The organism is Lentzea sp. NPDC036955 (assembly GCF_055608005.1).
The window spans coordinates 602,065-626,801 of the sequence record NZ_JBVJRC010000006.1; the positions used below are offsets into that span (position 1 = coordinate 602,065).

Below are 24,737 nucleotides of genomic sequence, written 5' to 3' on the forward strand. Positions count from 1 at the left end.
CGTTTTCTCGCTGTTGTGGTCGTGTTGTTGCTCATCGCATCCGGTTCGACCGGTTCGATTCCAGTGTCCATTTTGTCCGGAGCATTGCCTGCGGGCGCGTCGACCGAGGCGCCGCAGCAGGTCAGCGGGACAGCGGACGGCGTGGCGCACGAGGCCCCCAGCGCCGCGGCCGCGCTGACCGGCCCCCGACGCGAACAGCCGCGACCGCCGGGCGCCGTGGCGGACCGGACAGAACTGTCCAAAGGCGACGCTCACCCCGACGTGGCCGCGCCGCAGCAGGTCACACCACAGCTGACCCGTGGTCCAGCCCTACCGGGCATCGACCCCGCCGCGAAGGAACGCCCCGGCGACCGCACCGCCACCACCGAGACGTTCGACAACCCCGACGGCACCCGCACGCTGCGCCTGCACGGCACACCGGCCAACGTCCGGCAGCCCGACGGCACCTGGCAGCCCGTCGACCTCACGCTCACCCCGCGCGGCGACCGGTGGGAGCCCAAGGCCGGCGCGGTCGGCACCGCCTTCGCCCGCACCGCCACCGGCGCCACGGCCATCGCGTTCGACGAGCGCCACCGCATGGAGTTCACCCTCGACGACGCCGCGGCCTCACCCGGCCAGGTCACCGGCGCGTCGATCACCTACCCGCAGGTCCGCCCCGGCGTCGGCCTGCGCCTGACCGCCCAGCACACCGGCCTGAAGGAAGAACTGGTCCTCGACCGCGCCGACGCCGCCACCACCTACACGTTCACGTTGCGCCTCACCAACCTCGAACCCCGCCTGACCGGCAGCGGCGCCATCGAGCTGCGCGACGGTGACCAGGTCATCGGTGTCATCCCGGCCGGCTTCATGGACGACGCCGCGGGCGCGCGCTCGACCGGCGTCCGCTACCGCCTGTCCACAGTGGACAAGGGCTGGCGGCTGGAGGTCGGCCTGGACCAGGCCTGGCTGCACGACCCGGCCCGCGCCTACCCGGTCGTCGTCGATCCGTCGGCCGCGCAGTTCAACGCCAACGCGGACGACCTGTACGTCCAGAAGGGCCTGAACCCCGGTGCCGGGGCGGAGGAGCTGCGCACGGGCCGCCTTTCCGGTGGTCCGGCACGGTCCTACCTGCGTTTTTCCGACGCCCTGGGCACACTGCGCAACCAGTTCGTCCTCGGCGCCTCGCTGAACGTGTTCGCCGTCGAGTCCACCACCTGTGCGCCGCGGTCGGTCTCGGTGTTCGAGGTGACGAGGCCGTGGGACGCGAGCACGACCTGGCCGGGCGCCGACGTCGGTGAGGTGCTGTCCACCAGGTCCTTCGCCCACGGCGCCGCGTGCGGCGGGTCGGCCTGGGAGGCGTTCCCCCTCAACTACGAGCTGATGACCAGGTGGACCCACGGCACGGCGGTGCCGCACGGGTTCGGGCTGCGGGCGTCCGACGAGGCTGACCCCAACGGCATGCGCTTCGGCTCGGCCAACTCGCCGAAGAAACCGTTCCTGGACGTGCGCTACTCACCGGAGGGCGCCGGGTTCGAGGTTCCCGCGATCACGCTGCCCACCGCCGCGACCGCGGGCAAGCTCACCGCGAAGGTCACGAACCTGGGCACCACGACGTGGACGCCCACCAACGGTTTCGAGTTCGGCTACATCATCCAGCAGAACGGCGCGAAGATCCGGACCGCGCGCGGCTGGAAGGCCACCGTCGCGCCGGGGCAGACGAACACCTTCGAGGTGCCGATCGACCCGCTGACCCCCGGTGACTACCGGGTCTTCCTCACGATGTTCACCCCGCAGGGCAACGACTTCTTCGTCGCCCACGAGGTCCCGTACGGCGAGTTCGCGCTGAAGGTGAACAACGTCGCGCCCACGTCGAACCTGCAGCAGCCCGGCGCCGGCGCCGTCGTGGAGACGCTCACCCCGACGCTGTACGCGGAAGGCACCGACCCGGACGGCTGGCCGGGCAAGGGGCTCACCTACCGGTACCGCGTCTGCTCCGATCCCGATCTCACGCGCGACTGCCAGGAGTCGGGCTGGACCGCCCAGTCGTGGGCGCCGCCGAACCTGTTCTGGGGCCGCACCTACTTCTGGGGCGTCAAGGTCTTCGACACCGTCAACGAGACGCCGTTCTGGGTGAGCGTCAAGGACGGCGTGCGGCTGTCGTTCACCACCCGCGTGCACCAGCCGGAGATCACCTCGCACCTCGCGGGCAGCCCGGACGGCAACGAGGGACCGGGCCTGGACCCGCAGATCGGCAACTACTCGACCGTCGTCACCGACGCGTCCGTGGCCACGGTCGGCCCCGACCTGACGATCACCCGCACCTACAACAGCCTCGACCCGCGCCGTGACACCGCGTTCGGCGCCGGGTGGGCGTCACGGCTCGACATGCGGCTGCGCCACGACGACGACCGGTCCGGCAACGAGGTGCTGACGTTCCCGACCGGGCGGCAGGTGCGCTTCGGCCGCAACCCCGACGGCGGCTACGCCTCCCCGCTCGGCCAGAACGTGGACCTGGTGCACCGCACGGACACCGGCACCTACACGATGCGCGACGTCTCCGGCAGCCGCTGGACGTTCGACCAGCTCGGCCGGCTGATCACCATCACCGACCCGGCGGGGCTCACCGAGACGCTGTCCTACGACACCTCCGACCGGGTCTCGGTGATCACCAACGACGTCAGCAAACGCGCTCTGCGCATGACCTGGCAGGGCACGCACGTCACGGCCGTCACCGCGGGCGGCGACCAGACCTGGACCTACACCTACGACGGCGACAAGCTGACCAAGGCGTGCGCGCCGGGAGCGGCGCCGAACTGCACCACCTACGGCTACCAGCAGGGTTCGCACTACCGCAGCACCGTGCTCGACAACAAGCCCCGCGCGTACTGGCGGCTGGGCGAGACCGGCGGTGACACCGTCGGCAACGCCGTGGCCCGCCGCGACGGCGCGGACGCGGGCAAGCAGCACGGTGTGCTGTTCGGCGGTACCGGAGCGCTCGGCGGCACGGCGGACAAGGCCGGTACGTTCGACGGCAACAGCAGCTACGTCACGCTGCCCGAGCAGCTCACCACCTCGACCATGTCGCTCGCGGTCGAGCTGTGGTTCAAGACCGGCGGCCAGGGCACCCTGCTGAGCTACTCCGACCAGGCGTTCCCCGCCGGCGGCAAGTCCACGCCCATCCTGTACGTGGGCACGGACGGCCTGCTGTACGGCGGTTTCTCGTTGCGCGACACCGGCGGGCCGCGTCAGATCGTGAGCACCCGGCAGGTCGACGACGACAGGTGGCACCACGTGGTGCTGTCCGCGGCGATCGACCGGCAGGTCATGTACGTCGACGGCGTCGCGGTGGGCCAGGAGCTGCTCGGGTTCGTCGACCACCGCGGACAGGGCCGGTTGACGCTCGGCGCGGGTAACGCCAAGGGCTGGCCCGCCACCAACGGCGGCGACTTCTACTTCTCCGGTGCCATCGACGAGGTGGCGCTTTACCAGCACACCATCGGCTCGCTCGCGGCCGCCACGCACTTCCGCGCGGGCGGGCCGGCCGAGCAGCTGAGCAAGGTCGAGCTGCCGCAGGACCAACGCCGGTTCGCGGCCCTGACCTACGACGACGTCTTCGACCGGGTGCGCACGCTCACCGACCACGGCGGCCGCCTGTGGACGCTCGACACCCCGGTGGTGCTCGACGCCGTCCGGACCGTCACGACGCGCGGCCCGTCCGGCTACGGCGACTGGACCTACGCGTTCGACGTCGACAACGGCGGCCGGCTCACCTCGCGGACCCACGACGGGGAGGTCTCGCGCTACGAGTACAACACCGCCGGGTTCCCGTCCGCGTCCGTCGACGAGAACGGGTTCCGCACCGAGCAGACCACCGACGAACGCGGCAACGTGCTGAGCCGCAAGACCTGCCGCACCGCCGGTTCGTGCAACACGGAGTACTTCACCTACGTCAAGTCCGACGTGGTGCTGGACCCGCGCCGCGACAAGCTGGAGTCCTCTTCGGACGCCCGCTCGTCCGGGCCGGCCGACACCCAGTACCGGACCTCGTACACCTATGACACCGCCGGTCGGCCACTGCGGGTCACCCGCCCGGTCCCGGCCGGGCACACGACCGCGCCGACCGAGTCGACGACGTACACGACCGGCGCGGAGGACGCCGCGGGCGGCGGCAAGGTGCCCGCCGGCCTGCTGCTGACCAGCACCGGGCCGCGCGGCGAGCTGACCAGGCGGGTCTACCGCGCCAACGGCGACCTCGACGAGCTGACCGGACCGACCGGGCTGCGCACGCGCTACGGCTACGACCAGTTCGGCCGCCAGACCACCGAGTCGCTGGTCAACAGCGGCGACGGTGCCCTGGGCACGACCACCTACGAGTACTCGCCGCGCTCCGAGGTCGTGAAGGTGACCGCACCGGGCGTCCGCAACGAGGTCACCGGCGTCACGCACACCGCGGTGACGGCGCACCGCTTCGACGGCAACGGGAACCTGGTCGAGACCACCCTGTCCGACAGCACCGGCGGCGATCCGGCGCGGTCGACGAAGTACGGCTACGACGCGGCGGACCGCCTGTCCCGCATCGAGTTCGCCGACGGTGGGGTCGAGGAGCGGTCGTACCCCGACAACGGCCTGACCCAGGTCGTGAAGGACGTGCGCGGAACGTCGTGGTCCGACCGCTACGACGAACGCGGCCGGCTGCTGTCCCGCGCCGCCTCCGGTCCCGGTGTGAACCCGGAGGACCCGGCCGCCACCTCGATGACACTGGAGGCGCGGGCCTACGACCCGGCCGGCCGGCTGGCCTCGGTCACGGACGCCATGGGCCGGCTGACCTCCTACAGCTACTACGACGACGACCTCCTCGCGAACGTGCGCCGCACCGTCCAGGGCCGCAGCGTCACCCTCGACGAACGGGCCTACGACCCGGCCGGCCAGCTGACCGAGCAGACCACGGCGGGCGGGCGCAGGACGACGTTCACCCACGACGCGGCGGGCAACGTCGTGACGGCCGCGTTCGACCCGGCCGGGCTGAACCGCGTCACCACCAACCAGTACGACCTCGGCGGCAACGTCACGCGCACCGAGCTGCGGGGCGCGGCAGACCCCACGCGGGTCGAGACGACGGTCTTCGGTTACGACGCCGCGGGTCTGCAGGTGCGCGAGGACGCGTTCCTCGACGGTTCCACCACCGTCTCGGCGTCGGTGGACCGCGACGAGCGCGGTCTGGTCCGCAGCTCGACGGACCGGCGCGGCATCACCACGTTCTACGACTACGACCTCGCCGGTCAGCTGGTGCGCACGACGCACCCCGCGGCCGACGCGTGGGTCGCGGGTGTCCGCACGACCGGCTTCAGCCGTGCGGAGGTGCTGGGCCACAACGCCTTCGGCGAGGTCACGCAAACGCGGGACGGCGCCGGGAACGTGACCACGACCGAGCGCGACCTGATGGGTCGTGCGGTGTCGGGTGCGCTGCCGGACTACACACCGGCGGGCGGGCAGCCGATCAAGGGTGCCGGCACGCGCACCGAGTACGACCACGCCGGCAACCCGGTCAAGACGACCGATGCGTTGCAGCGCACCGCCTCGCGGACGTTCGACCCGTACGGCCGCGTGTCGACCGTGACGCTGCCGCAGGTCGGCTCCTCGCCGAGCGTGCTGTCGTCGCGGTACTCCAAGAACGGCGAGCTGCTGCTCAGCACGGACGCCGGCGGTGCGCAGACGTCGTTCACCTACGACGAGCTCGGTCGCCGGGTCACCGTGACGCAGGCGGACCGCACGCCGTCGGGAACCCTCTACTACACGACCCGCACGGGCTACGACGACGCCGGCAACGCGGTGTCCGTGGAGACGCCGCAGGGCAACGTCTCCACGGCGGCCCACAACGCGGCGGGCGAGGTGACCTCCAGCACCGACGCCACGTCCCGTGCGATCAGCTACGGCTACGACATCGCCGGCCGGCGGAGCTCCGTCACCGACGCGACCGGGCTCACCACCACGACGTCGTTCGACCTGCTGGGCCGGGCGGTGCGGACCGCGCAGTCCGTCGCCGGGCAGGAGAAGCGCGCCTCGGTCACCGACTACGACCCCAACGGCAACGTGACCGCGACCCGCAGTGCCGAGGACCGGCTCGTCACCTACGGCTACGACGCGCTCGACCGCGTCGTCCGGCAGACCGAACACGTCTCCGCGACCAAGCAGGTCGTCACGACCACCGGGTACGACGCGCTGGGCAACCGCAGCCGGTTCGTCGACGGTCGCGGCAACGCCACCACCTACACCTTCACGCCGTGGGGCCTGCCCGAGTCGGTCGTCGAACCCGGTGGTGCCACCTGGACGTCGTCCTACGACGCCGGGGGACAGGCGGTCCGGCTGGCGAAGCCCGGTGGCGTCGAGGTGACCCGCACGTTCGACGCGCAGGGCAGGGTGACGCTGGAGAAGGGCTCCGGTGCCGAGTCCGAGACCGCCGACCGCACCTTCGGCTACGACGCCGCGGGCAGGCTCGCCTCCGCCGGATCGGACCTCTACCGCTACGACGACCGCGGCAACCTGCTGACCGCGCGCGGCCCCGGCGGTGACACCACCTACACCTACAACGGCGACGGCACCGTCGCGAGCCGCACCGACGCCTCCGGCACGGCCGCGTTCGGTTACGACAAGGCCGGCCGGCTGACGTCGGCGGCCGATGCCCTGACCGGCCGCACCGCCGACTACGGCTACGACAAGGCAGGCCGCACCGCCTCGGTCGCGGACCGCGCGCTCGGCGGCTACACCGTGCGGCGCATGGCCTACGACGAGCTCGGCCGGCTCGTCTCCGACCAGGTGCAGCAGACCATCGACGTCGGGGTGCCGCCGCGGGTGCTGCTCGGCACCACGTACGGCTACGACCGCGACAACCAGGTGACGGCCAAGAACGCCGACACCTACGGCTACGACGGCGCCGGCCGCCTGACGTCGTGGACCGACCAGGCCGGCAAGGCCACCGCCTACGGCTGGGACGACGCCGGCAACCGGACGTCCGCGGGCGACCGGACGTTCGCCTTCGACGCCCAGAACCGGCTGACCTCCGGCGACGGGGTCACCTACGACTACACGGCGCGCGGCACGCTGTCCTCGCAGACCCGTGACGGCGTGGTGAACGGCTCGTCGTTCGACGCCTTCGACCGGCTCACCGCGATGGGTGCGGCCCGCTACACCTACGACTCGCTGGACCGGGTGGCCGCGCGCAACGGCACCGGGTTCCGCTACCTCGGACAGACCAACGAGGTGGTGTCCGACGGTGCGCGGACGATCAGCCGGTTGCCGGACGGGTCGGCGTTCTCCGACAAGGGCACCGGTACCGCGCGGATGCTCTACGCCGACAGCCACGGCGACGTGGTGGGCCGGTACCTGAGCAACACCGTGGACGGCAGGCGGTCCTTCGACCCGTTCGGTGCGGTGACCTCGTCGTCGGGTGACACGGCCTCCGTCGGCTTCCAGGGCGACTGGACCGACTCCGGCACCGGCGCGGTGAACATGTCGGCGCGCTGGTACCTGCCGGAGACCGGCCGGTTCGCCAGCAGGGACGGCTGGACGCTCGACCCGACGCCGTCCTCGGCCGCCAACCGGTACGCCTACGGCAACAGCAGCCCGCTGTCCGGAGTGGACGAATCGGGCCACGACATGGCGCAGTGCCTGTACAACGTGGGCAAGGACGTGAAGACCCCGTGGGACGCGTTCTGGGAACCGATCAAGCACACGCTCTTCGACTCCGACTGCGCCGGGCGGCTGGCGAACGGGGAATGCCCCCGGTACGGCTGCTACAACGCCAAGGCCGGTGGTGACGAGGACCCGATCCCGGTGGGCCGCAACTGCAGGTACTACATCGGCGGGTGCAACCGGGGTGGGCAGAAGGTCGCGCCGCCTCCGCCACCCAACTGCCGGCAGAAGAAGACGTGCGTGGCCGGTCCCGGTGGGTACAAGGGACCCGGCGCGCGCAAGCCGAAGCCGATCTCCAGGCCCGCACCGCCGCCCCCGCCGCGCTGGTGGACCGACCTGCACAAGCCCGCGTTCCGGCCACCACCCGGCGGCACCGTCGTGCGGCCGCCGACCTCGTACGACCCGACCAGCCCGCTGACCGTCATCACCGACCTGGCGAACACCCTGATCGACATCGCGACCAAGGTGACGCCGACCGTGGTCGACATCGTCGGTGACCTGATCGGCCAGCCGTACGACGCGGTGATCGGCGCCGACGAGAAGCGCAAGCCCGACGAGGAGGGCTGTCTCGAAGGCGATCCGGGAGTCGCGGTCAACGAGGTGTTCAACGACGAGATGGAGGACATCAAGAACTGGACCGGACCCTACGCGGGCAAGAGCCGCGGCTGGCCCGCTCAGCGCGCGACCGCGGGCACGGTGTGCCTGACCGACCTCAAGCCCAAGGGGCCGCGCTACGAGCAGAAGCCGGTCGGCTACGTGCACGGGCAGCACAACAAGAGCCACCTGATCGGCTACCAGTTCTTCGGCAAGGGCGGACGCGAGAACATCGTGCCGCTGGACGCCGACGTGAACCAGACGGACATGCTCGGCGTGGAGAACGAGATCGCGGACGCGGTCAGGAGCGGCCAGCGGGTCTTCTACCGCGTCGAGGCGATCTACGCCCGGCCGGAGGACGCGGTGCCCTCCGCCGTCGACATCTACGCCGTCGGGGACAAGGGCTTCACCTGTGGCCAAAGGATCTTCAACCCGCACCCGGCATCCGGCTACCCAAGGGGAAAGCTCAATGGCACACGACCCACGTGTTGACGAACTGGCCGCACTGGTCGGTTGGCAGGGCACCGTCGACGCGGACGAGGCGGTGCGGGACGTGGAACGCACGCTCGGCATCGGCCTGCCGCCGGACTTCCACGCGCTGGTGAACCGGTTCCCGACCGGGTACTTCAGCTCGTTCGTCACGGTGCCCTCGCCGGTGCGGCTGGCCAACGGGAACTCGCCGTTCCTGTGGGAGGCGCAGGACGCACTGGCCGTCCTGCGCGAGGCGGCGGACACCGCGCATCCGGCGTACCCGGCGCCCGGCGGCCTGCTGCCGTGGGCCAGCAGCACCGAGGGGCACGTCTTCTTCTGGCGCACCGGGGACGAGGACCCGGCGCGCTGGCCGACGGTGTTCTGCGACGACGAGCTCACCGGCTGGGGCGAGTACCCCGGCACGGCGTCGGAGTTCCTGCGCGACGTGCTCACCGGCCGGTTCACCCACGAGTTCTTCGACCCCTGCCTGCAGGGCGTCGAACCCGACTTCGAGCCCGAACAACGAGAAGGAAACGCATGAACCGCATGAGACGCGTGGTCGTGGGAGGTGTCGCGCTGCTGCTGGGGACGGCGGGCGTGGCAACGGTTCCGACGGCCGCCACAGCCGACGTCCCGCAGTCGATCAGCGCTCCACGGCCCGGTGAGGCGGTCCCGAAGGACCGCGACGGCAAGGTCCTGCTCTACGTCGACGGCCGCGACCAGAAGGCCGTCCGCACGGCGGTCACCAAGCTCGGCGGCGAGGTCACCGCCACCCAGGGTTCACGCGCGCAGGTCGCCGTCCCGCAGGACAAGGTGGCGGCGCTGGGCAAGGAGCAGTCCATCGTGGAGGTGAAGCGGCCGGAGCGGGCGATCCCGATGGCCGTCACCTCCGAAGGCGTGCAGGCGTCGGGGGCCGACGGCTGGATCAACGCGGGCAAGAAGGGGCAGGGCGTCAAGGTCGGCGTCATCGACGTCGGCTTCGCCGGACTCGGCGACGCGCAGCAGGAGGGTGAGCTGCCGGCGAACGTCGCCGTCGACAACTCCGGCTGCCACGACGCCACCAGGTCGTCGAGCCACGGCACCGCCGTGGCCGAGGTGGTGCACGACATGGCCCCCGACGCGCAGCTGTTCGGGGCGTGCGTCGACGGGCCGCTCGACTTCGAGAACGCCACGAACTGGTTGCGGCAGCAGGGTGTCCAGGTGATCACCGCCGCCATCGGATTCCTCAGCTCCGGGCGCGGTGACGGCACCGGCGAGGCCGGCAGTCCCGCCGACGTGGTCCGCAAGGCCCGCGAGGCGGGTGTCACGTGGTCCGTGGCGGCCGGCAACCTGGCGCGCGACCACTTCGCCGGCAACGCGGTGGACGCCAACGGCAACGGGTTCGTCGAGTTCGACGGCACCGCGCAGAACAACGGGTTCAACGTCGCGGCCGGTGTCACGACCACCGTGGCGTTGCGGTGGGACGGCTGGCCCAGGACGAACGAGGACCTCGACCTCTACGTCATGTCGCAGCCCAAGGCGCCGACCGGTCCCACCGACTCCGCGGTCGTGGCGGCGTCGACGACCAACCAGCGCGACGTCTCGGGTGGTGCGCGGCCGACCGAGGAGGTGACGTTCACCAACTCCTCCGGGGCGGCGCAGTTCTACTACCTGTACGTGCGCAACCACAACGCGAAGTTCACCACCCGGCTCGACCTGTTCGTGTCGGGGCCGAGCGACCCGTTGCAGTACAACACCCCGGCCGGCAGCGTCACCGAGCCCGCCACCTCGCCGTACGTCATGGCGGTCGGCGCGACCCGGCCCGGCAGCGGCACCCTGGAGAACTACAGCGGCCAAGGCCCGACGATCGACGGCCGGCTCAAGCCCGACCTCACCGGGTTCGCCGGCGTCAGCACCTCCACCTACGGCGGCCAGAACCTCAGCGGCACCTCCGCGGCAGCGGCGCACGTCGCGGGTGCGGCGGCGTTGCTGAAGTCCGCCAACCCTCAGCTCGACGCCGCGCAGATCCAGACGGCGCTGCAGACGCGCACCAACCCGCGCAAGTCCGACAACCAGTGGGGCACCGGAGTTCTCGCGATGGGCACACCGGACACCGTCCCGGTCGTGACCGGGTCCGGGTACACGCCGTTCCCGAAGGTCTCGGTGATCCAGGGCAGGGCGTTCGCGGCCGGCGAGGTCTTCACCCTGCCGATCCCGGACATCCCCACCGACACCACCGCGGTGGCGCTCAACATCTCACTGCGCACCAACCCGGCGTCGGGTGCGGTCGACGTGCCCAGCGGGCTTGACGTGTTCCCGGAGAACTCCTCGACCAGCAAGGCCACGACGCTGCGCGTGCAGCCCGGTGACGGCTGGGTCAACGCCCTGGTGATCGCCAAGCTCGGCGCCGACCGCGCCGTGCGGCTGCGTGCCGGTGCGGGACCGGTGTTCGACAACGTCGACCTGCTCGGCTACTTCAGCCCGAACAGCGCCTCGACCTACTTCCCCCAGCACAGCCCGGTCCGGGTGCTCGACACCCGCGGCCTGAACGGCGGCCCGCGCACCACCCCGCTCGGTCCCGGCGAGGTCGTGACCGTGAAAGCCCGTGGCGCCAACGGTGTCCCGGACAACGCCACGGCGGTCGCGGTCAACCTCACCGCCGTCGAGTCGACCCTGGGCACCGCGATGGGCCTGTTCGGCACGGAGAACGGCGGCACGGCGCTGAGCGCCAACCGCACCGAACGCCGCTCCAACGCCTCCATCGTCGCCATCGGCGAGGACGGCAACATCCGGCTGCGCAACAGCACCGGCCGCGCGCACGCCGTGCTCGACGTCGTCGGCTGGTTCGCCGCCGGTGCCGGTGGCAAGTACGTCCCGCTCGACGAGCCGGCCCGCATCGCCGACACCGCGACGGGCAGCCAGCGCACCGGCCCGCTCGGCGAGGGCGAGACCGCGCGGTTCCAGGTCACCGGCCTCGCCGGAGTCCCGGCCACCGCCACCGCCGCTGTGCTGATGCCGTCGGCCGCCGAGAACCTGCTCGGCACCGAGGTGTCGGTGGCACCCGCCGAGATCGGCTGGTCGCCGGTGACGAACCTGGCCGTGAAGCAGCGCGGCCGGTCGTCCTCGACCGTGCTGACGCCGCTGGGCGCGAGCGGCAAGGTGGCCGTGCGCAACGAACGCGGCAACGCCCAGTTCGCGCTGGACGCCCAGGGCTACTTCCTCGGCGGCACGCAGTTCACCGACGACGGCGCGTGCGCGCTGCCGGTCGGTGAGGCCGGGTACACCAGCATGTTCGACGGCAGGGCGGAGACGAACCTGTCGGCGTGGCGGGTCGCGGGCACGACCCCGTTGTCCGCCAACGGGTGTGAGCTGCAGACCACCGAGGGCAACGACGTGTCCTGGTACGCCGCGCACTCGTTCGGCAACGACTACACGGTGAAGTTCGACTTCCGCGGCAACCAGTCGCTGGCGCGGACCGGCCTGTTCGTGATGTTCCCCGACCCCGGTACCAACCCGTCCGTGCCGCGCGGCAACGGCGTGGAGGTCGAGATCGGCACCGACGGCAGCGCCGGCTCGATCACACCGGGCAAGGCGCGCAGCGGCGAGGCCCCGTCACCGGGCAACTGGCACACCGCCGAGGTGACGGTCGCCTGGAACACGGTCATCGTCAAGATCGACGGCGCGGAGGTCAACCGCCACACCGTCACCGACGCCGGACGGGCGTACGTCAACAGCTTCATCGGCTTCAAGAACGACGGTGAGTACCGCACCACGTACCTGCGCAACCTCCGCGTCAAGAACAACACCGCGGTGCGCAACGGCGAGATCAGGGGCGTCAACGACCGCTGCCTCGACGTGCCCGGCTACGACCCCAACGTCGCCGAGCTGCAGATGTGGGACTGCAACAACTTCCCCAACCAGCGCTGGACCACCACCGTCGACGGCCTGGTCACCAACGTCGGCAAGTGCCTCGGCGCGCAGAACAACGGCACCGCCGCCGGAACCGCTGTCGTGCTGGTGGCGTGCACGCCGGGCGAGTACTCCCAGCAGTGGGTGGTGCGCCCGGACGGCGCACTGGTCAACGTCCGATCCGGACGGTGCCTGACGCCGGCGACCACCGACCGTTCGGCTGCGTTGCGGCTGCAGGACTGCGCGGCGCGGTCGGACCAGGTCTGGCGGCTGCCCGACCAGCACGGCCAGCAGGGTGCACTCGTCAACGCCGCGTCCGGTCGGTGCCTGGACATCGCGAGCGGCGACCCGCGCACCAACAAGGCCCAGTCGTGGGACTGCTACGGCAACGCCGCGCAGCAGTGGGCGATCACCGGTGACGGCCGGATCACCAGCAGCGGCAAGTGCCTCGACATCGTCAACGCCGCCACGACCGCCGGCAGCGCGGTGAACCCGTTCGACTGCAACGGCCAGCCCAACCAGCAGTGGCAGTCGCGGCCGGACGGCACCATCGTCAACCCGGCGTCCGGCCGCTGCCTGACCGCGGCCGGCACCGCCAACGGCGCCGGACAGTCCATCCAGGACTGCACCGGGGCACCGGCGCAGGTCTGGCGGCTCAGCGCGCAGACGCAGTGGGTCGGCAACCTCGTCGGCATGGGCAAGTGCGCCGACATCAAGGGGGAGAACCCGGCCAACGGCACGGTGTGGCTGTGGCAGTGCTTCGGCCCGCAGGGCGAGACCTGGGCGGCGATCGGCGACGGCGCGATCCGGTCCATGGGCGCGTGCCTCGACATCGGCGCACTGCCCAACGGCACCCCGACCGTGGTGGCCACCTGTCACAACGGCCTGAGCCAGCAGTGGACCGCTCGCCCGGACGCCACGTTCGTCAACGTCGAGGCCTCGCGCTGCCTGGACGTGTACGCGGGACTCGTCGACAACGGCACGAAGATCCAGATCTACGACTGCGTCGGCACGCCGCAGCAGCGGTGGTCGGTGCCGCTCAGGGCGAGCTAGCAGAACAGGCGGCAGTGGGCGGCGGGATTCATGACCGCCGCCCACTGCCACATCTCGTCGGGCCTTGTTCAGGTGGCGCGAGCAGCACCGCGTCAGTAAACGCAGTACCAGCTGTAAGGGTCGCTATAGTTGCGGTAGGTGCTGTAGGCGTTCGGGTTGCGGTACTGCGTGCGGCACTGTCGCGTCACGTCGATCTGCCCGTCCGCCACCGGGACGACGCCCGTCACGCACCTCCAGCCGAGCACGTTCCAGGTCCTGATCTTCGCCACCCGGCCCTGCCCGGGGTACTGGTTGTCGCACGCCGCCTGCATGCTCACCGAGCCGGTCGCCGCAGACGCCGGTGATGTCGACACGACGGCGCCCGTGATGCTGATCAACGCGCCTGCCGCTATTGCTGCCACTCGTCGTGCTTGCATGGTGAATTCCTCCTTGGGATGGAGCCGGAATCGACTCGCGATTTCGTGCGTGAACTTGTCCGGTGCGTGAGCTTCACCGGCTGCCGTACTCCGGGCAGAACGCGGCCACCGAGACGTTCAGGAATGCTCGTTTTGCGTTGATGTTGTTGCCGAAGTCGCCGTACATGGCCATGAGGTCGCCGGCCCCATATCCCTGGTCGAGCTTGGCGCAGAGGGACTTGGCCAGCGTTTCGGCCTCGGTCATGTCGTGGGGTGCGATGCCCTTGTGCGCGAGCAAGTCGTGGAACTTCGACGTCGCGTTGTTCGTAGGACTGCAGGCCGCGGTGAGCACAAGCGTCACGACGGCCAATGTCGTCTTCATCGTGCGCCTCCTTTGTCGTTCCCCCATGGTGTGGAAGGCGTTGTGGGTGACGCGTGGGTCGTTCACCCGACACGTTCGGCTCGGCTGGTCCGACACAGTGGGTGGTGGCTCGCGGGAGGAGGGCGTTGTGGACGGCAGGCGCATGCGGGTGGTCGTGCTGGACGACCACCCCGCGGTGGTGGCGGGTGTGACGGTGTGGTGCGAAGCCGCTGATCCGCCGATCGACGTCGTGGATGCGGGTGACCACCTGTCGCTGGTGTGGACCGGGCGCGGCGCCGAAGCCGATGTGGTGGTGTTCGACCTGCAGCTGGGTGGCAAGCCGCCCGCGTTCGCCGAGCTGGAGGCGCTGGTGAAGGCTGGACGCCGCGTGGTCGTCTACTCGCAGCACTTGGCGTCGGCCACGGTGATGCGTTGCCTGGACCTCGGCGCCTTGGCCTACGTGACGAAGGCCGAGGGGCCGGAGCACCTCGTTCCCGCTCTCCGAGCCGCGGCGGAGGGCGTCCTTTACCTCTCGCCGTCGCTGAGCGGCGCTGTGTGCGCGGTGCCGGACGGTCGCGCGCGGCTCACGCCGAGGGAGGTCGAAGTGCTCACCGCCTGGTTCGAATGCGCCTCCAAGGACCTCGTCGCGGCCAGGCTGCACATCACGCGCAAGACGGTGGAGACCTACATCGAACGGGTCCGGGCCAAGTACGCCGAGTTGGGGCGTCCCGCGACGACCAAGCAGACGCTGGTGAAGCGGGCGCTGGAGGACGGGCTGGTCAGCTTCGACGACCTGCCGTGACGATCCTGTGCTCCGCGCGCACCCAGCACAGTTCCGCAGTCGCCAGGTGCGTCACGACGACCTGTGAGTCGTCGCTGGTCTCCTGTGGTGTGACGGGAGGGCAGTCGCCCACGGCGCTGACCGACACGGCGTCCGGAGTCCCGAGCACCACCAGGCGGAGGGTGGAGCGTGCCGTGGTGACGACGACGAGTGGTGCCTCGGTCAACAGGTGGCGCACCGAACGTGGCAACGGGGGAATCGGTCCGTTGACCTCCAGGTGGACCTCGATGCCCCGTCGTTGCGCCAGGTCGATGCACGCGTCCAGTTCGTGCAACAACGGGTTTTCGGCGTCGTCGGCCTCCGCGAACAGCCGCCGCATCCGGGCCGCCTCGATCCCGCATCGTCGTCGCACGTCGGGATCGGCGGGATCGAGGGCGCGGCTCAGCAGCCCTTCGAGCAGGGGCAGCGCCGACGTGGACAGCTCCGCGCACCTGACCTTCCTCGCCTCGTGGAGGCCGACGGCCACGCGATGAGCGGTTGTCGTCTCCTCGAGTGCCCTGCGGGCAGCGCCGGCGGCTGCGGCGAGGCGGACCAGGGCTGCGGCCGTCGCGCCGACGCAGAGCTGGAACGCCAGGATTGCCGTGAGCGCCACCAGGCCGCCGAAAAGCCTGTCCTCGTCGGCGTGAGCCACGGTGACCAGGCTCGCGGCGCTGATGCCCAGCTCCACCAGCAGGACCGGGAGCAGTGTGGACAGGGGGTGGCCGAACAGCACGCACAGCGTGACCCACCCGACCACTCCGGTGCTCCAGTCGGCCTGTTCGAGCACCTGGCTCGGGGCGAGGGTGGCGGTGGCGGCGATGTGTGTGAGGACGAGGGTGGCGGCGACCGGCCAGCCGGCCTCGGCCCACGAGCGCCCCCGTCGCACGAGCAGCCATTCGACGACGAGGAGGAGGAACACGTACAGGTAGGCGGCGATCTGGACAGCGGGGACGGCGAAGTCCCGCAGGGCGGGGAACAGCGACGGCGCGTTGAGCAGCAGCAGGACGGCGCTGGCGATCACCGCGGTCGACAGCCGCAGCTTGCGGAGGAACTCGTCTTGGACCTCGTGTGCTGCGAAGGCGGGCGAGGGCAGGTCAACCATGGCCGTGAACCAACCGCACGATCGACCCGTGGCCGGGGTGTGAGATGACCGATGCGTGACCGCCCGCCTCCCGCATCCGGCCGATGATCGAGCTCGTGATGCCCCGGCGCGACGCCGGGACCGTCGCCGGGTCGAAACCACGCCCGTGATCGATCACCTCCACGGTCACCGCTGTTCCGCGCTTGTGCGCCAGCACCGTGGCGGAAGCAGCTCCGGAGTGCCGGGACACGTTCGTCAACGCCTCGCGGACGCAGTGGGCGAACGTCGCTCCCAACGCCGCGGGCACTGCCAGGCCCGGGGCGATGTGGAACTCGACGTGCAGCCTGGACGCCGATCCGGCGCGGCACAGGACGTCGTCCAGTTCCACGACGCCGCCCGCGTGCGGAGGGTGTTCATCGATGGCGTCGATGTCGACGCGCAGTTGGGGTCTCAACCACTCGTCGTGCCGGCCGACCTGGCCGAGTGCGACCATCAGCAAGGTGGTGGCGGCCGTGTCGTGGAGCAGTGCGGCTGCCCGGCGCTCGTCGGCACGGACGGCCTGGGCGATCGCCGACTCCGTTCGCTCCCGCTCTGCCAGGGCTGCGGCGTTGTCAGCCTGGGCGGCGCTGCGGTTCACGAGCGACCAGAGCAGTCGTGACAACGCGGCTTCAACACAGATCCAGCCGGCGAGGGGAAGCGTGGCGGTGACGGCCGCGGGGCCGAGGACTGCGGCTCCGATGACGTGCGTCGCCGACAAACCCGCTGCGACCACCATTCCGGCGACGGGACGTGAGGTCCACTGGATCGCGACCGCGACGAACGAGGCGAACACCAGCGCCCAGCTGTGACCGTTCGTCAACGCCTCCACCGGCACCGTCCACCGCTGTGTCAGGCAGGCCAGTGCCGCCAGCAGGACTTCGAGGGCCGGTGGCCACCACGCCCACGGCCATCGGAGCAGGACCGCGTTCAGCAGCACGACGCCCGCGACGGCGACCAGCAGCACCAGGGGGACAGGCGCCACAGGCATCCCGAACCCGGCGACGACGAGGATGAAGGCCGCTTTCCCGAGCACGGCGTACCGGGCCCCGAGGCGCGAAAGTCTTCGCTGGAACTCGCCGTCAAGCATCCCGACCGCCCATCAACGTCGTTGTTGATTTCGACAACGAGGCGGGCGTGTTACTCCTGGAACAGCACTACCCCTGAACGGGTGACATTCGAGCAGGGCGATGTCAGGCGTCGCCGTCGCCCGTGCAACAAGTTGCCGCAGTCGTGGCTGTCGGGTGAACGACCGACGCGTTGCCCAAGGCGCCCTGCCCAGACTGAGGTGGTGGAAGCGGAGGTCACATCGGCCACCACCAGGTGATCGCTGGGCTCCCGAGATCGTCTCGGTTCACACAGGGGCCAGCCATCTCCGTCGGCCGGCTTCTGCACGGATGTCGTGGAGGGCGTCATGCACTGGAGCGCGTACGAGGTCTTCTCGGTTCTGAGCGGGGTCACGGTGCTGATCCTCGCGCTGGTGGCTCGTGGAATGAATGGCAGGAGTCGGGCTCTGGCTGTTTTCAGCGGCCTCTTCTGCATCGTCCTCGGATTCTACGTAGCGGCTCAAACGAGCGGAACCTACTACTACCCGAGGCGCATTTTCTTCATCCCGTTCGTCGCTGTGGGCTGCACGATTTATGAGGTCATCAAGCGCAAGCGTGGAACAGGCGCGCGGCGATACTGAAACAGGTGGGGAAAGCATTCAGGATCTTCGCGTGCTCGTGATGATCGACTGCATGAACGCTTTGCGAATTCTGGTCTGGTAACAGTTGGGGCCCGTTGAGCGGGCGGTGTCCACCGACGAGCAAGTGCCGCGGTCGAGTGACCGAGGTGGACGTGGTGCCGGACCTTGCCCCTGTCACGCTCTGCCAGGGAGAAGTCCTCGGTGAAGTCCACCCGCGAGGCGGTCCGAACCTCGTGAGGAGGTGCCGCCGATCCACGTCCCGCCGCTCTCCGTGCTGGTTGGATGTGCGAGTGGTCTGGCTTCCCGTAGACGCGATCTGGTGCACCATCGGCACGGTCTGGTTCACCGAAGATGACGTGTTCGCACGTGCGGACATCGACCGCTACGAGTTGGGCCAGGAACTCTGCGAGCAGGTCGGCCCGTTCCAGGTGCTGGCGGGTCAGGTGGTCGCTGTCGTGCGTGACCGTCAGGTGCGGTTGACCGGCGCCGATGGCCGGTTGACCGGCGAGTGTTCCTGCCCGGCGGGGCTCGGCGGTGTCTTCTGCGAGCACTGCGTGGCCGTCGCGGTGCTGGCTGTCGACGTCGTACGTCCACTGGACGCCAAGGCGCTGCTCACCGCGGTGGACTCGGTCGGCAGGACACGTCCGGACGCCACGTACCCGGACCGCTGGGCCGATGACGCCGAGAAGCTCCTGCTCACCTTGGAGGAGGCGACCATCGGCCACCCGGCGGTCACCAGGCCGCTGTACCAACGGCTGGTGCGGCGCTTGGCGCGCAACGGGTCGAACCTCGGCTCCCACGAGGCCCACCACCTGTGGTCGGACGCGGTGGAGCAGGCGACCACGGGTCTCGTCCAGGCGTGCGTGCGCGAACCGGCGGACCCCGACGAGCTGGCCGTCTGGGCTTTCGACCTGCAGGCGGAGGAACCCGCGCACTTCCTCGACGTCGCCGATCTGGTGGAGGCGCTCGGTCCGCGCGGGCTGGCCACCTACCGGCGGCGGTTGGACCAGGCGCACCGGAACCTGGCCCCCGAGGACCCCTATGACCACCACTCGGTGCACCAGCACGGTGTGATCGCCTACATCCGCGAACAGTTCCTGCTGGCGTTCGAACCGGATGTCGAGGTCCTGAGCGCTTTCTACGCCGAGAACCCACGCCCCGGCAGTGCCGTGTCGATCGCCAAGGCGTTGCGTTCCGCCGGCCGGGTCGACGAAGCCCTCGCCTGGCTCGAAGACGTGCCACGGAGGAGCCACGAAGGCGACGACGAACTCGCGCGGCTGTACGAGCTGCGCGGCCGGTACCGGGACGCGGCCAGGGTCCGCTGGGACATCTTCGAGCGCTTGCCCCATTCGGGTCACTACCGCGCGCTGCTGGCCGTCGCCGAACCGCTGGACGCCGTGGAGTACGCGACGGACCGCGCCATCTCCTGCCTGGAAGGCCTGCGGCAAAGGGACGAGAACGCCGACGACCTGCTCGCCGAGCTGTACGGGACGCGCGGCCGGCACCGGGACGCGGCCAGGGTTCGCTGGAGCATCTTCGAACGCGTGCCCCACGGCCACTTCGACCGGAACCGGGAACGAGCATACCGGTCGCTGCTGGCTGCCGCCGAACCGCTGAACGCGGTGGAGTACGCCAAGAACCGCGCCTTCGCGCATCTGCGCGAACAGGTGGCGCGGTCCGGAGCTGACGCCGCCACGTCACTGGTCCACCTGCTCTTCGTCGCCGGCGACGAAGAGCAGGCGTGGCGAGTGGCGCGGGAACACGACCTCGACGACCGTCAGCTCGCGCACATCGCACGTGCGCTCGCACACCGGCATCCGGCCGCCGCGATCCCGGTCCTGGTGCGGGCGGCCGAGCTCACGATCGACCGTCGTACGGACAAGGCCAGGTACGCGCGGGCCGGTGAGGTGCTGGCCGAGATCGAGGTGCTGCACCACCGGGCCGGGTTGGACTTCGCTGACTGCCTGGACCAGTTCACCGCCGCGCACCACCAGCCGGCGCTGCTGGCTGCCTTGGCCAAGGCCGGCCTGTGAAGGCGACTTGCCGCCACGCTCGACATGACGGCCAGCACCGGCACCGGACAGGGTTGAACCGGGTGTCGCCCATGGCCGGCCCGGGGTTCTAGTCGGTCGGCGCCATCGCCCCCGCTCGGTGGCGTGCCGCCGACACCCCGGTGTTGGCGCTCGCCGCAGACCTGGTCACCGCCGCGATGTCGGCCCTGCTCACGCGGTCGTCGGTGTTGTCACCGAGTACCGCGATCTGCTCGGCCAGCGGCAGCTCCTGCCACTGCGGCGACACCGGCCCGACGTGCCCGGGAAGGGCGGGCTCGTCCTTCGTCACCGCCAGCGTGTCACCGACCGAGCCACGCGCCGCGACGGTGCCGTACATGTTGCCGGTCCACTGGCGGACGCCGTAGTACTCCGATCCGACCCATTGCGACAACAGGATGTGGGAGTTCGCCAGCGTCGAGTACGGATGCACGATCGGCGCGTAGATGTTCTGGGCCTGCGCGTAGGTCACCTGGGTCTTCGGGGCGGTCCACAGGCCTGTCGGGTACGTCGCCGTCTGGGTGACCGCGCCGCGGCCGCCGTTGAGGAACGACAACACGACCCGACCCTCGATGACCTGTGCCGACAACTCGCCGATGGCCTCGGTGCGACTCGGCGCGTTGATGATCGGCGTGATCGGCCCGTACTGGCGCCAGTCCCAGCGACCGGAGCCGTCGACGCCCCAGAAGCGGTACTGGCTGTAGTTCCACATCTTGTCCCACGGCACCCGCATGAGGTGGATGCCACCGCCGTTCCACCGGCCCTCGTTGGTCCCGTAGATGTAGACGAAGTTCTCACCCGGCCACATGATCATGGTGTTGTTCTGGAACAGGCTCATGTCGCCGCTGTTCCAGTAGTCCATGTTCTCCCGGTTGGTCTCCAGGTTCCACGTGGTGGTCCAGTTCTCCGCGTGGGTGTCGGTGGACGTCCACAGCCGGGAGTACCAGGTGCGCCAGCTGCCACCGGCGCTCGGGATGCCACCCTGCTCCGGGATCGCCCAGTCCCGCACGCCGAACGTGCTCATGATGTAGCGGCCGTCGGGCAGGTGGATCAGGTCGTTGGGGATCTCGGTGACGACCTGCCCCGGCGTGTTCCTGGCGTAGTTGGGGTCGTTGTGCCGATAGAGGATCAACTGCTTGGCCTGTGAGCCACCGATGGCGTTGTCCCAGCGGATGCCGTTCTGCAGGTCGGTGTTCGACTGGCGCAGCCCGACGGGCGAACGCCAGCCGGTGACGTTGACCGGCACCGGCTGGTCGAAGGTGTCGCCGAAGATCGAGATGCAGTAACCGTGGTTGGTCCGTGCCGTGAACCCGAGGTCGGTGCCCCGGAAGCCGAACCGGGCCGTCTCGTTGCCCGTGAGGTCCTTGAGGTAGCCGGCACGCGGGGTGCCGGCTGCGCCGGCCGTCCCGGCGCCGAGCCCGCCGAGCCCGCCGCCGAGCAGTGCGCCGGCGGCCCCCTTCAGGAACGTCGCACGGCTGAAGCCGCGGCCCGTCCGTGTTGTCGGATCGGTGCCATCGCCGCTGGTGTGGTCGTCGCGTCGCATTCCGCTCCTTCAGGAGTTCGCGCTGTGTGACCACGACGCTACCTACTGTTCCGGAAAACCGGAATGACCAGAGCTCACCGGTTCCGGAACGTCGGTCCCGGAACCGGAGAGCAGGTCAGCGCGGCGCTCACGCCAGAGGAACCCACTCGGTCTTCACCGTCACCTCGTCGAGCACCTCCTGGAGCGGCTCGACCCCGAGCCCTGGCCCGGTGGGCACCCGCAGGTGCCCGTCCCGGAGCACGAACGGCTCGGTGACGTCCAGCGCGTAGTACCGGTCCGACGCCGAGGTGTCACCGGGCAGCGTGCACCCCGGCAACGCCGCGAGCGCCACGTTCGCCGCCCGCCCGATGCCGGTCTCCAGCATCCCGCCGCACCACACCGCGATGCCGTGCGCCGCGCACACGTCGTGGATGCGCCGCGCCTCCAGGTACCCGCCGACCCGGCCCGGCTTGATGTTCACGACCTGGCACGCGCCCAGCGTGATCGCGTCGGCGGCCGACCGGGCGGAGGTGATCGACTCGTCCAGGCAGATCGGGGTCCGCACCACCTTGGCGAGCTCGGCGTGGGCGAGGATCTCCTCCTCGTCCAGCGGTTGCTCGATCAGCAGCAGCTCGAACGGGTCGAGCTTCGCGAGGTGGCGGGCGTCGGCCAGGGTGTAGGCGGTGTTCGCGTCGACCTGCAGCAGCACGTCGCCGAACCGCTCCCGCACCGCGCGCACCGGCTCGACGTCCCAGCCCGGCTCGATCTTCAGCTTGATCCGGACGTACCCCTGTTCGACGTACCCGGTGACGGCGTCGAGCAGCTCGGGGATCGAGTTCATGATCCCCACCGACACGCCGCACGGCACGGACTCGCGCGTCGCCCCCAGCTCGCGGGCGAACGACCGGCCGGCCGCGCGCAGCTCGGCGTCCAGCACGGCCATCTCCAGCGCGCCCTTGGCCATCCGGTGGCCGCGGAACTTCGCGAGCCGCGGCCCGACGGACACGGCGTCGACCTCACCGGTCAGCGCCGGCACCAGGAACCGCCGCAGCACGTCCGCGCAGCCCTCGGTGTACTCGGGCGAGTAGACCGGGTCCACCATCGCCACGCACTCGCCCCAGCCCTCGCCCACGTCGGTGACGGCGCGCAGCAGCATCAGCGTGCGCACGGTCTGCGTGCCGAACGACGTGCGGAACGGGCTCTTCAACGGCATCTCGACCCAGCGGAGCTCGACCCCGGACAGCCTCATGACGACTCGTTCCTCTCGACGACGTACCACCCGGCCCGGTCGAACCCGGTGACGCAGGCACCTCCCGCGAGCAGCCCGCCGAGGACCTCCCGCACGGCGTGCCGCCACTGCCGCGCTGCGGCCGGGTTCGCCACCCGCAGCGCCTCGACGTCCGGCGGCACCGCGACCAGCACGGTGGAACCGCCGGTGGTGCCGGGCACCGGCAGGCCGTCGGCGGAGATGCCCAGCCCGACCACGCCCCTGGCCTCCACGACCCGCGGCGTGCCCGCGCACACCGCGGCGACCTCCGGTGACGTCACCCGCCAGTGCACCAGCAGCCGGTCGCTCTCCACGCCGCCGTTGATGCTGTCGCGCATGTCGCCGTAGAAGTCCGGCAGGTACTCGGCCGCGTCGGCGCCGAGCTTGCCCAGGTTGAAGTAGGCGTTGCGGCGCACCAGCGGGTCGAACGTCCAGGTGACGGCGGTCAGCCCGCGGGCCAGCGCCCACGCCCGCTGGTCGAGCTTGAGCGCGTAGCCGACGTTGCGCCCGCGCATCCGGGCCGAGACACCGGCGATGTGGCTGTGCAGCGTGCCGGCCGCCGGTGGCGAGCAGAAACCGATGCACGCGCCGACGAGCTCGTCGCCGTCGAACGCGCCCGCCACGTAGCTGCCCGCCTTGGCCATCGCCCGCAGCAGCTCGGCGGTGACCGGGGGAGTGTTCCCGCTCGACCGCCAGATCTCGGCGTAGAGCCGTTCGGTGGCGACGAGCTCGGACTGCTCGGTGAGCTGGCGGACCACGACGTCCTGGGCCAGCAGCGGTTCGGTCATGTGGTCAGCTCCCTCACCAGTGCCGAGAGCAACGCGGTGCGCGGCGCCAGCTCGGACACCAGCACGTGCTCGTTCTCGGCGTGTGCGCCACCGCCGACGGCGCCGAGCCCGTCGAGCGTCGGCACGCCTGCGCCCGCGGTGAAGTTGCCGTCGGAGGCACCGCCGACCGCGGCCCGGGTCAGCGGTCCGCCCAGCCGGGACGCGAGCGCGAACAGCTCGGCGGACATCGCGGCCTCCAGCGGCGCGCGGTTCGGGCCGCCGGTCACCTCGACCTCCGCCCCGTCGAGCACCGGTTCCAGCGCCCGCATCGCCTCGTCCACGCGCAGCTGCTCGTCGAGGTCGCGCACGCGCACGTCCACCATGAAGCTGCCGTGCGCGGCAACGGTGTTCGTGGTCGTCCCCGCCGACAGCACGGTCGGCGTTACGGTCGTACCCGAGTCTACATCGGACAGTGCGGCCACGGCGAGGATCTGGTGGGCCGCCTCGATCGTCGCGCTGACACCGCGCTCGGGTTCGAGCCCGGCGTGCGCGGCGCGGCCGTGCAGCACCACCTCGTACATCGACGTGCCCTTGCGCTCGGTCTTGAGCGCGCCGCCGTCCGCCGACCCCTCGGTGACGAGCACGGCCCGGTGCTCGCGCGCCTCGGTCTCGATGAGGCCGCGGGAGGACGGCGAGCCGATCTCCTCGTCGCCGGTGATGAGCACCGTGACGCCGTCGGGGGAGTCGAGCGCGGCCACGGCGTGGAAGATCATCACCACGCCGGTCTTCATGTCGAAGCAGCCGGGACCGCGCAGCACCCCGTCCCGCACCGAGAACGGGATGCGGTCGAGCGTGCCGATGGGCCACACCGTGTCGTGGTGGCCCAGCAGCAGCACCTTGCGCGGACCACCGCCCAGCCGCCACCGCAGGTGGGTGCGGCCGTCGAGCACGATCCGGTCGGGGGCGCTGCCGAGCAGGGCCGTGCCCACCTCGGCGGTGACGTCCGCGCTGCGGGCGACGGCGGCGAGGTCGGTGGACGGGGACTCGCAGTTGATGAGGCGTTCGATGTCTTTGAGCAC

The 24,737-nt window shown here is 70.6% G+C and carries 14 protein-coding genes; 6 read left to right on the forward strand and 8 right to left on the reverse strand.

Annotated features, from left to right (window positions below; genetic code table 11):
* The first annotated feature begins 72 nt into the window (after window positions 1-72).
* Genes ACZ7CF_RS23385 through ACZ7CF_RS23395 form a run of 3 tightly spaced genes read left to right on the forward strand, consistent with a single transcriptional unit; the run spans window position 73 to window position 13,674 of the window.
* Complete coding sequence (locus ACZ7CF_RS23385; RefSeq protein ID WP_470370574.1) at window positions 73-8,754, forward strand: LamG-like jellyroll fold domain-containing protein; 8,682 nt, start codon at window positions 73-75, stop codon at window positions 8,752-8,754.
* Window positions 8,732-9,274, forward strand: coding sequence for an SMI1/KNR4 family protein (locus ACZ7CF_RS23390; protein ID WP_360388792.1), 543 nt, complete (start codon window positions 8,732-8,734; stop codon window positions 9,272-9,274). Before ACZ7CF_RS23385 ends, ACZ7CF_RS23390 begins: the two co-directional genes overlap by 23 nt.
* On the forward strand, window positions 9,271-13,674 hold the full coding sequence (locus tag ACZ7CF_RS23395) for a ricin-type beta-trefoil lectin domain protein (RefSeq protein ID WP_470370575.1): 4,404 nt from the start codon (window positions 9,271-9,273) through the stop codon (window positions 13,672-13,674). The genes ACZ7CF_RS23390 and ACZ7CF_RS23395 overlap by 4 nt, the downstream gene beginning before the upstream one ends.
* Before the next feature lie 92 nt (window positions 13,675-13,766).
* On the opposite strand, the gene ACZ7CF_RS23400 is transcribed toward ACZ7CF_RS23395, so the two are convergent.
* Both ACZ7CF_RS23400 and ACZ7CF_RS23405 read right to left on the reverse strand, forming a co-directional pair.
* A complete protein-coding gene (locus tag ACZ7CF_RS23400; RefSeq protein ID WP_470370576.1) occupies window positions 13,767-14,075 on the reverse strand; it encodes a hypothetical protein in 309 nt (102 codons plus the stop codon).
* A gap of 88 nt (window positions 14,076-14,163) precedes the next feature.
* Complete coding sequence (locus ACZ7CF_RS23405) at window positions 14,164-14,451, reverse strand: DUF732 domain-containing protein (protein WP_360388783.1); 288 nt, start codon at window positions 14,449-14,451, stop codon at window positions 14,164-14,166.
* Window positions 14,452-14,578: 127 nt separating this feature from the next.
* On the opposite strand from ACZ7CF_RS23405, the gene ACZ7CF_RS23410 reads away from it, so the two are divergent.
* Complete coding sequence (locus tag ACZ7CF_RS23410) at window positions 14,579-15,232, forward strand: response regulator (RefSeq protein ID WP_470370577.1); 654 nt, start codon at window positions 14,579-14,581, stop codon at window positions 15,230-15,232.
* On the opposite strand, the gene ACZ7CF_RS23415 is transcribed toward ACZ7CF_RS23410, so the two are convergent.
* Entirely contained in the window at window positions 15,210-16,352 is a 1,143-nt protein-coding gene (locus tag ACZ7CF_RS23415; protein ID WP_470370578.1) for a hypothetical protein, read from the reverse strand. The two genes, ACZ7CF_RS23410 and ACZ7CF_RS23415, sit on opposite strands and share 23 nt — an antisense overlap.
* Window positions 16,345-17,352, reverse strand: coding sequence for a sensor histidine kinase (locus tag ACZ7CF_RS23420; RefSeq protein WP_470370579.1), 1,008 nt, complete (start codon window positions 17,350-17,352; stop codon window positions 16,345-16,347). The genes ACZ7CF_RS23415 and ACZ7CF_RS23420 overlap by 8 nt, the downstream gene beginning before the upstream one ends.
* A 429-nt stretch (window positions 17,353-17,781) precedes the next feature.
* Between ACZ7CF_RS23420 and ACZ7CF_RS23425 the strand changes: the two genes are divergently transcribed.
* On the forward strand, window positions 17,782-18,054 hold the full coding sequence (locus tag ACZ7CF_RS23425; RefSeq protein ID WP_470370580.1) for a hypothetical protein: 273 nt from the start codon (window positions 17,782-17,784) through the stop codon (window positions 18,052-18,054).
* Window positions 18,055-18,410: 356 nt separating this feature from the next.
* Window positions 18,411-20,087, forward strand: coding sequence for a tetratricopeptide repeat protein (locus tag ACZ7CF_RS23430; protein WP_470370581.1), 1,677 nt, complete (start codon window positions 18,411-18,413; stop codon window positions 20,085-20,087).
* Between the two features lie 88 nt (window positions 20,088-20,175).
* Here the strand turns inward: ACZ7CF_RS23430 and ACZ7CF_RS23435 are convergent, their stop codons facing one another.
* The 4 genes from ACZ7CF_RS23435 to ACZ7CF_RS23450 form a co-directional block, all read right to left on the reverse strand.
* On the reverse strand, window positions 20,176-21,645 hold the full coding sequence (locus ACZ7CF_RS23435) for a DUF4185 domain-containing protein (RefSeq protein WP_360388767.1): 1,470 nt from the start codon (window positions 21,643-21,645) through the stop codon (window positions 20,176-20,178).
* Window positions 21,646-21,772: 127 nt separating this feature from the next.
* Window positions 21,773-22,873 carry an o-succinylbenzoate synthase gene (gene menC, locus ACZ7CF_RS23440; protein ID WP_360388764.1) on the reverse strand — a complete coding sequence of 367 codons (1,101 nt, stop codon included), beginning with the start codon at window positions 22,871-22,873 and terminating at the stop codon, window positions 21,773-21,775.
* A complete protein-coding gene (locus ACZ7CF_RS23445; RefSeq protein ID WP_470370582.1) occupies window positions 22,870-23,679 on the reverse strand; it encodes a GNAT family N-acetyltransferase in 810 nt (269 codons plus the stop codon). The genes menC and ACZ7CF_RS23445 overlap by 4 nt, the downstream gene beginning before the upstream one ends.
* On the reverse strand, window positions 23,676-24,737 hold the full coding sequence (locus ACZ7CF_RS23450) for a M20 family metallopeptidase (protein WP_360388759.1): 1,062 nt from the start codon (window positions 24,735-24,737) through the stop codon (window positions 23,676-23,678). The genes ACZ7CF_RS23445 and ACZ7CF_RS23450 overlap by 4 nt, the downstream gene beginning before the upstream one ends.

What these genes read in the sequence shown, in the direction of transcription:
- ACZ7CF_RS23435 (WP_360388767.1), bottom strand. Translation starts at nt 21,645, where the DNA reads ATGCGACGCGACGACCACACCAGCGGCGATGGCACCGATCCGACAACA.
- ACZ7CF_RS23390 (WP_360388792.1), top strand. Translation starts at nt 8,732, where the DNA reads ATGGCACACGACCCACGTGTTGACGAACTGGCCGCACTGGTCGGTTGG.
- menC (WP_360388764.1), bottom strand. Translation starts at nt 22,873, where the DNA reads ATGAGGCTGTCCGGGGTCGAGCTCCGCTGGGTCGAGATGCCGTTGAAG.
- ACZ7CF_RS23395 (WP_470370575.1), top strand. Translation starts at nt 9,271, where the DNA reads ATGAACCGCATGAGACGCGTGGTCGTGGGAGGTGTCGCGCTGCTGCTG.
- ACZ7CF_RS23425 (WP_470370580.1), top strand. Translation starts at nt 17,782, where the DNA reads ATGCACTGGAGCGCGTACGAGGTCTTCTCGGTTCTGAGCGGGGTCACG.
- ACZ7CF_RS23445 (WP_470370582.1), bottom strand. Translation starts at nt 23,679, where the DNA reads ATGACCGAACCGCTGCTGGCCCAGGACGTCGTGGTCCGCCAGCTCACC.
- ACZ7CF_RS23415 (WP_470370578.1), bottom strand. Translation starts at nt 16,352, where the DNA reads ATGGTTGACCTGCCCTCGCCCGCCTTCGCAGCACACGAGGTCCAAGAC.
- ACZ7CF_RS23405 (WP_360388783.1), bottom strand. Translation starts at nt 14,451, where the DNA reads ATGAAGACGACATTGGCCGTCGTGACGCTTGTGCTCACCGCGGCCTGC.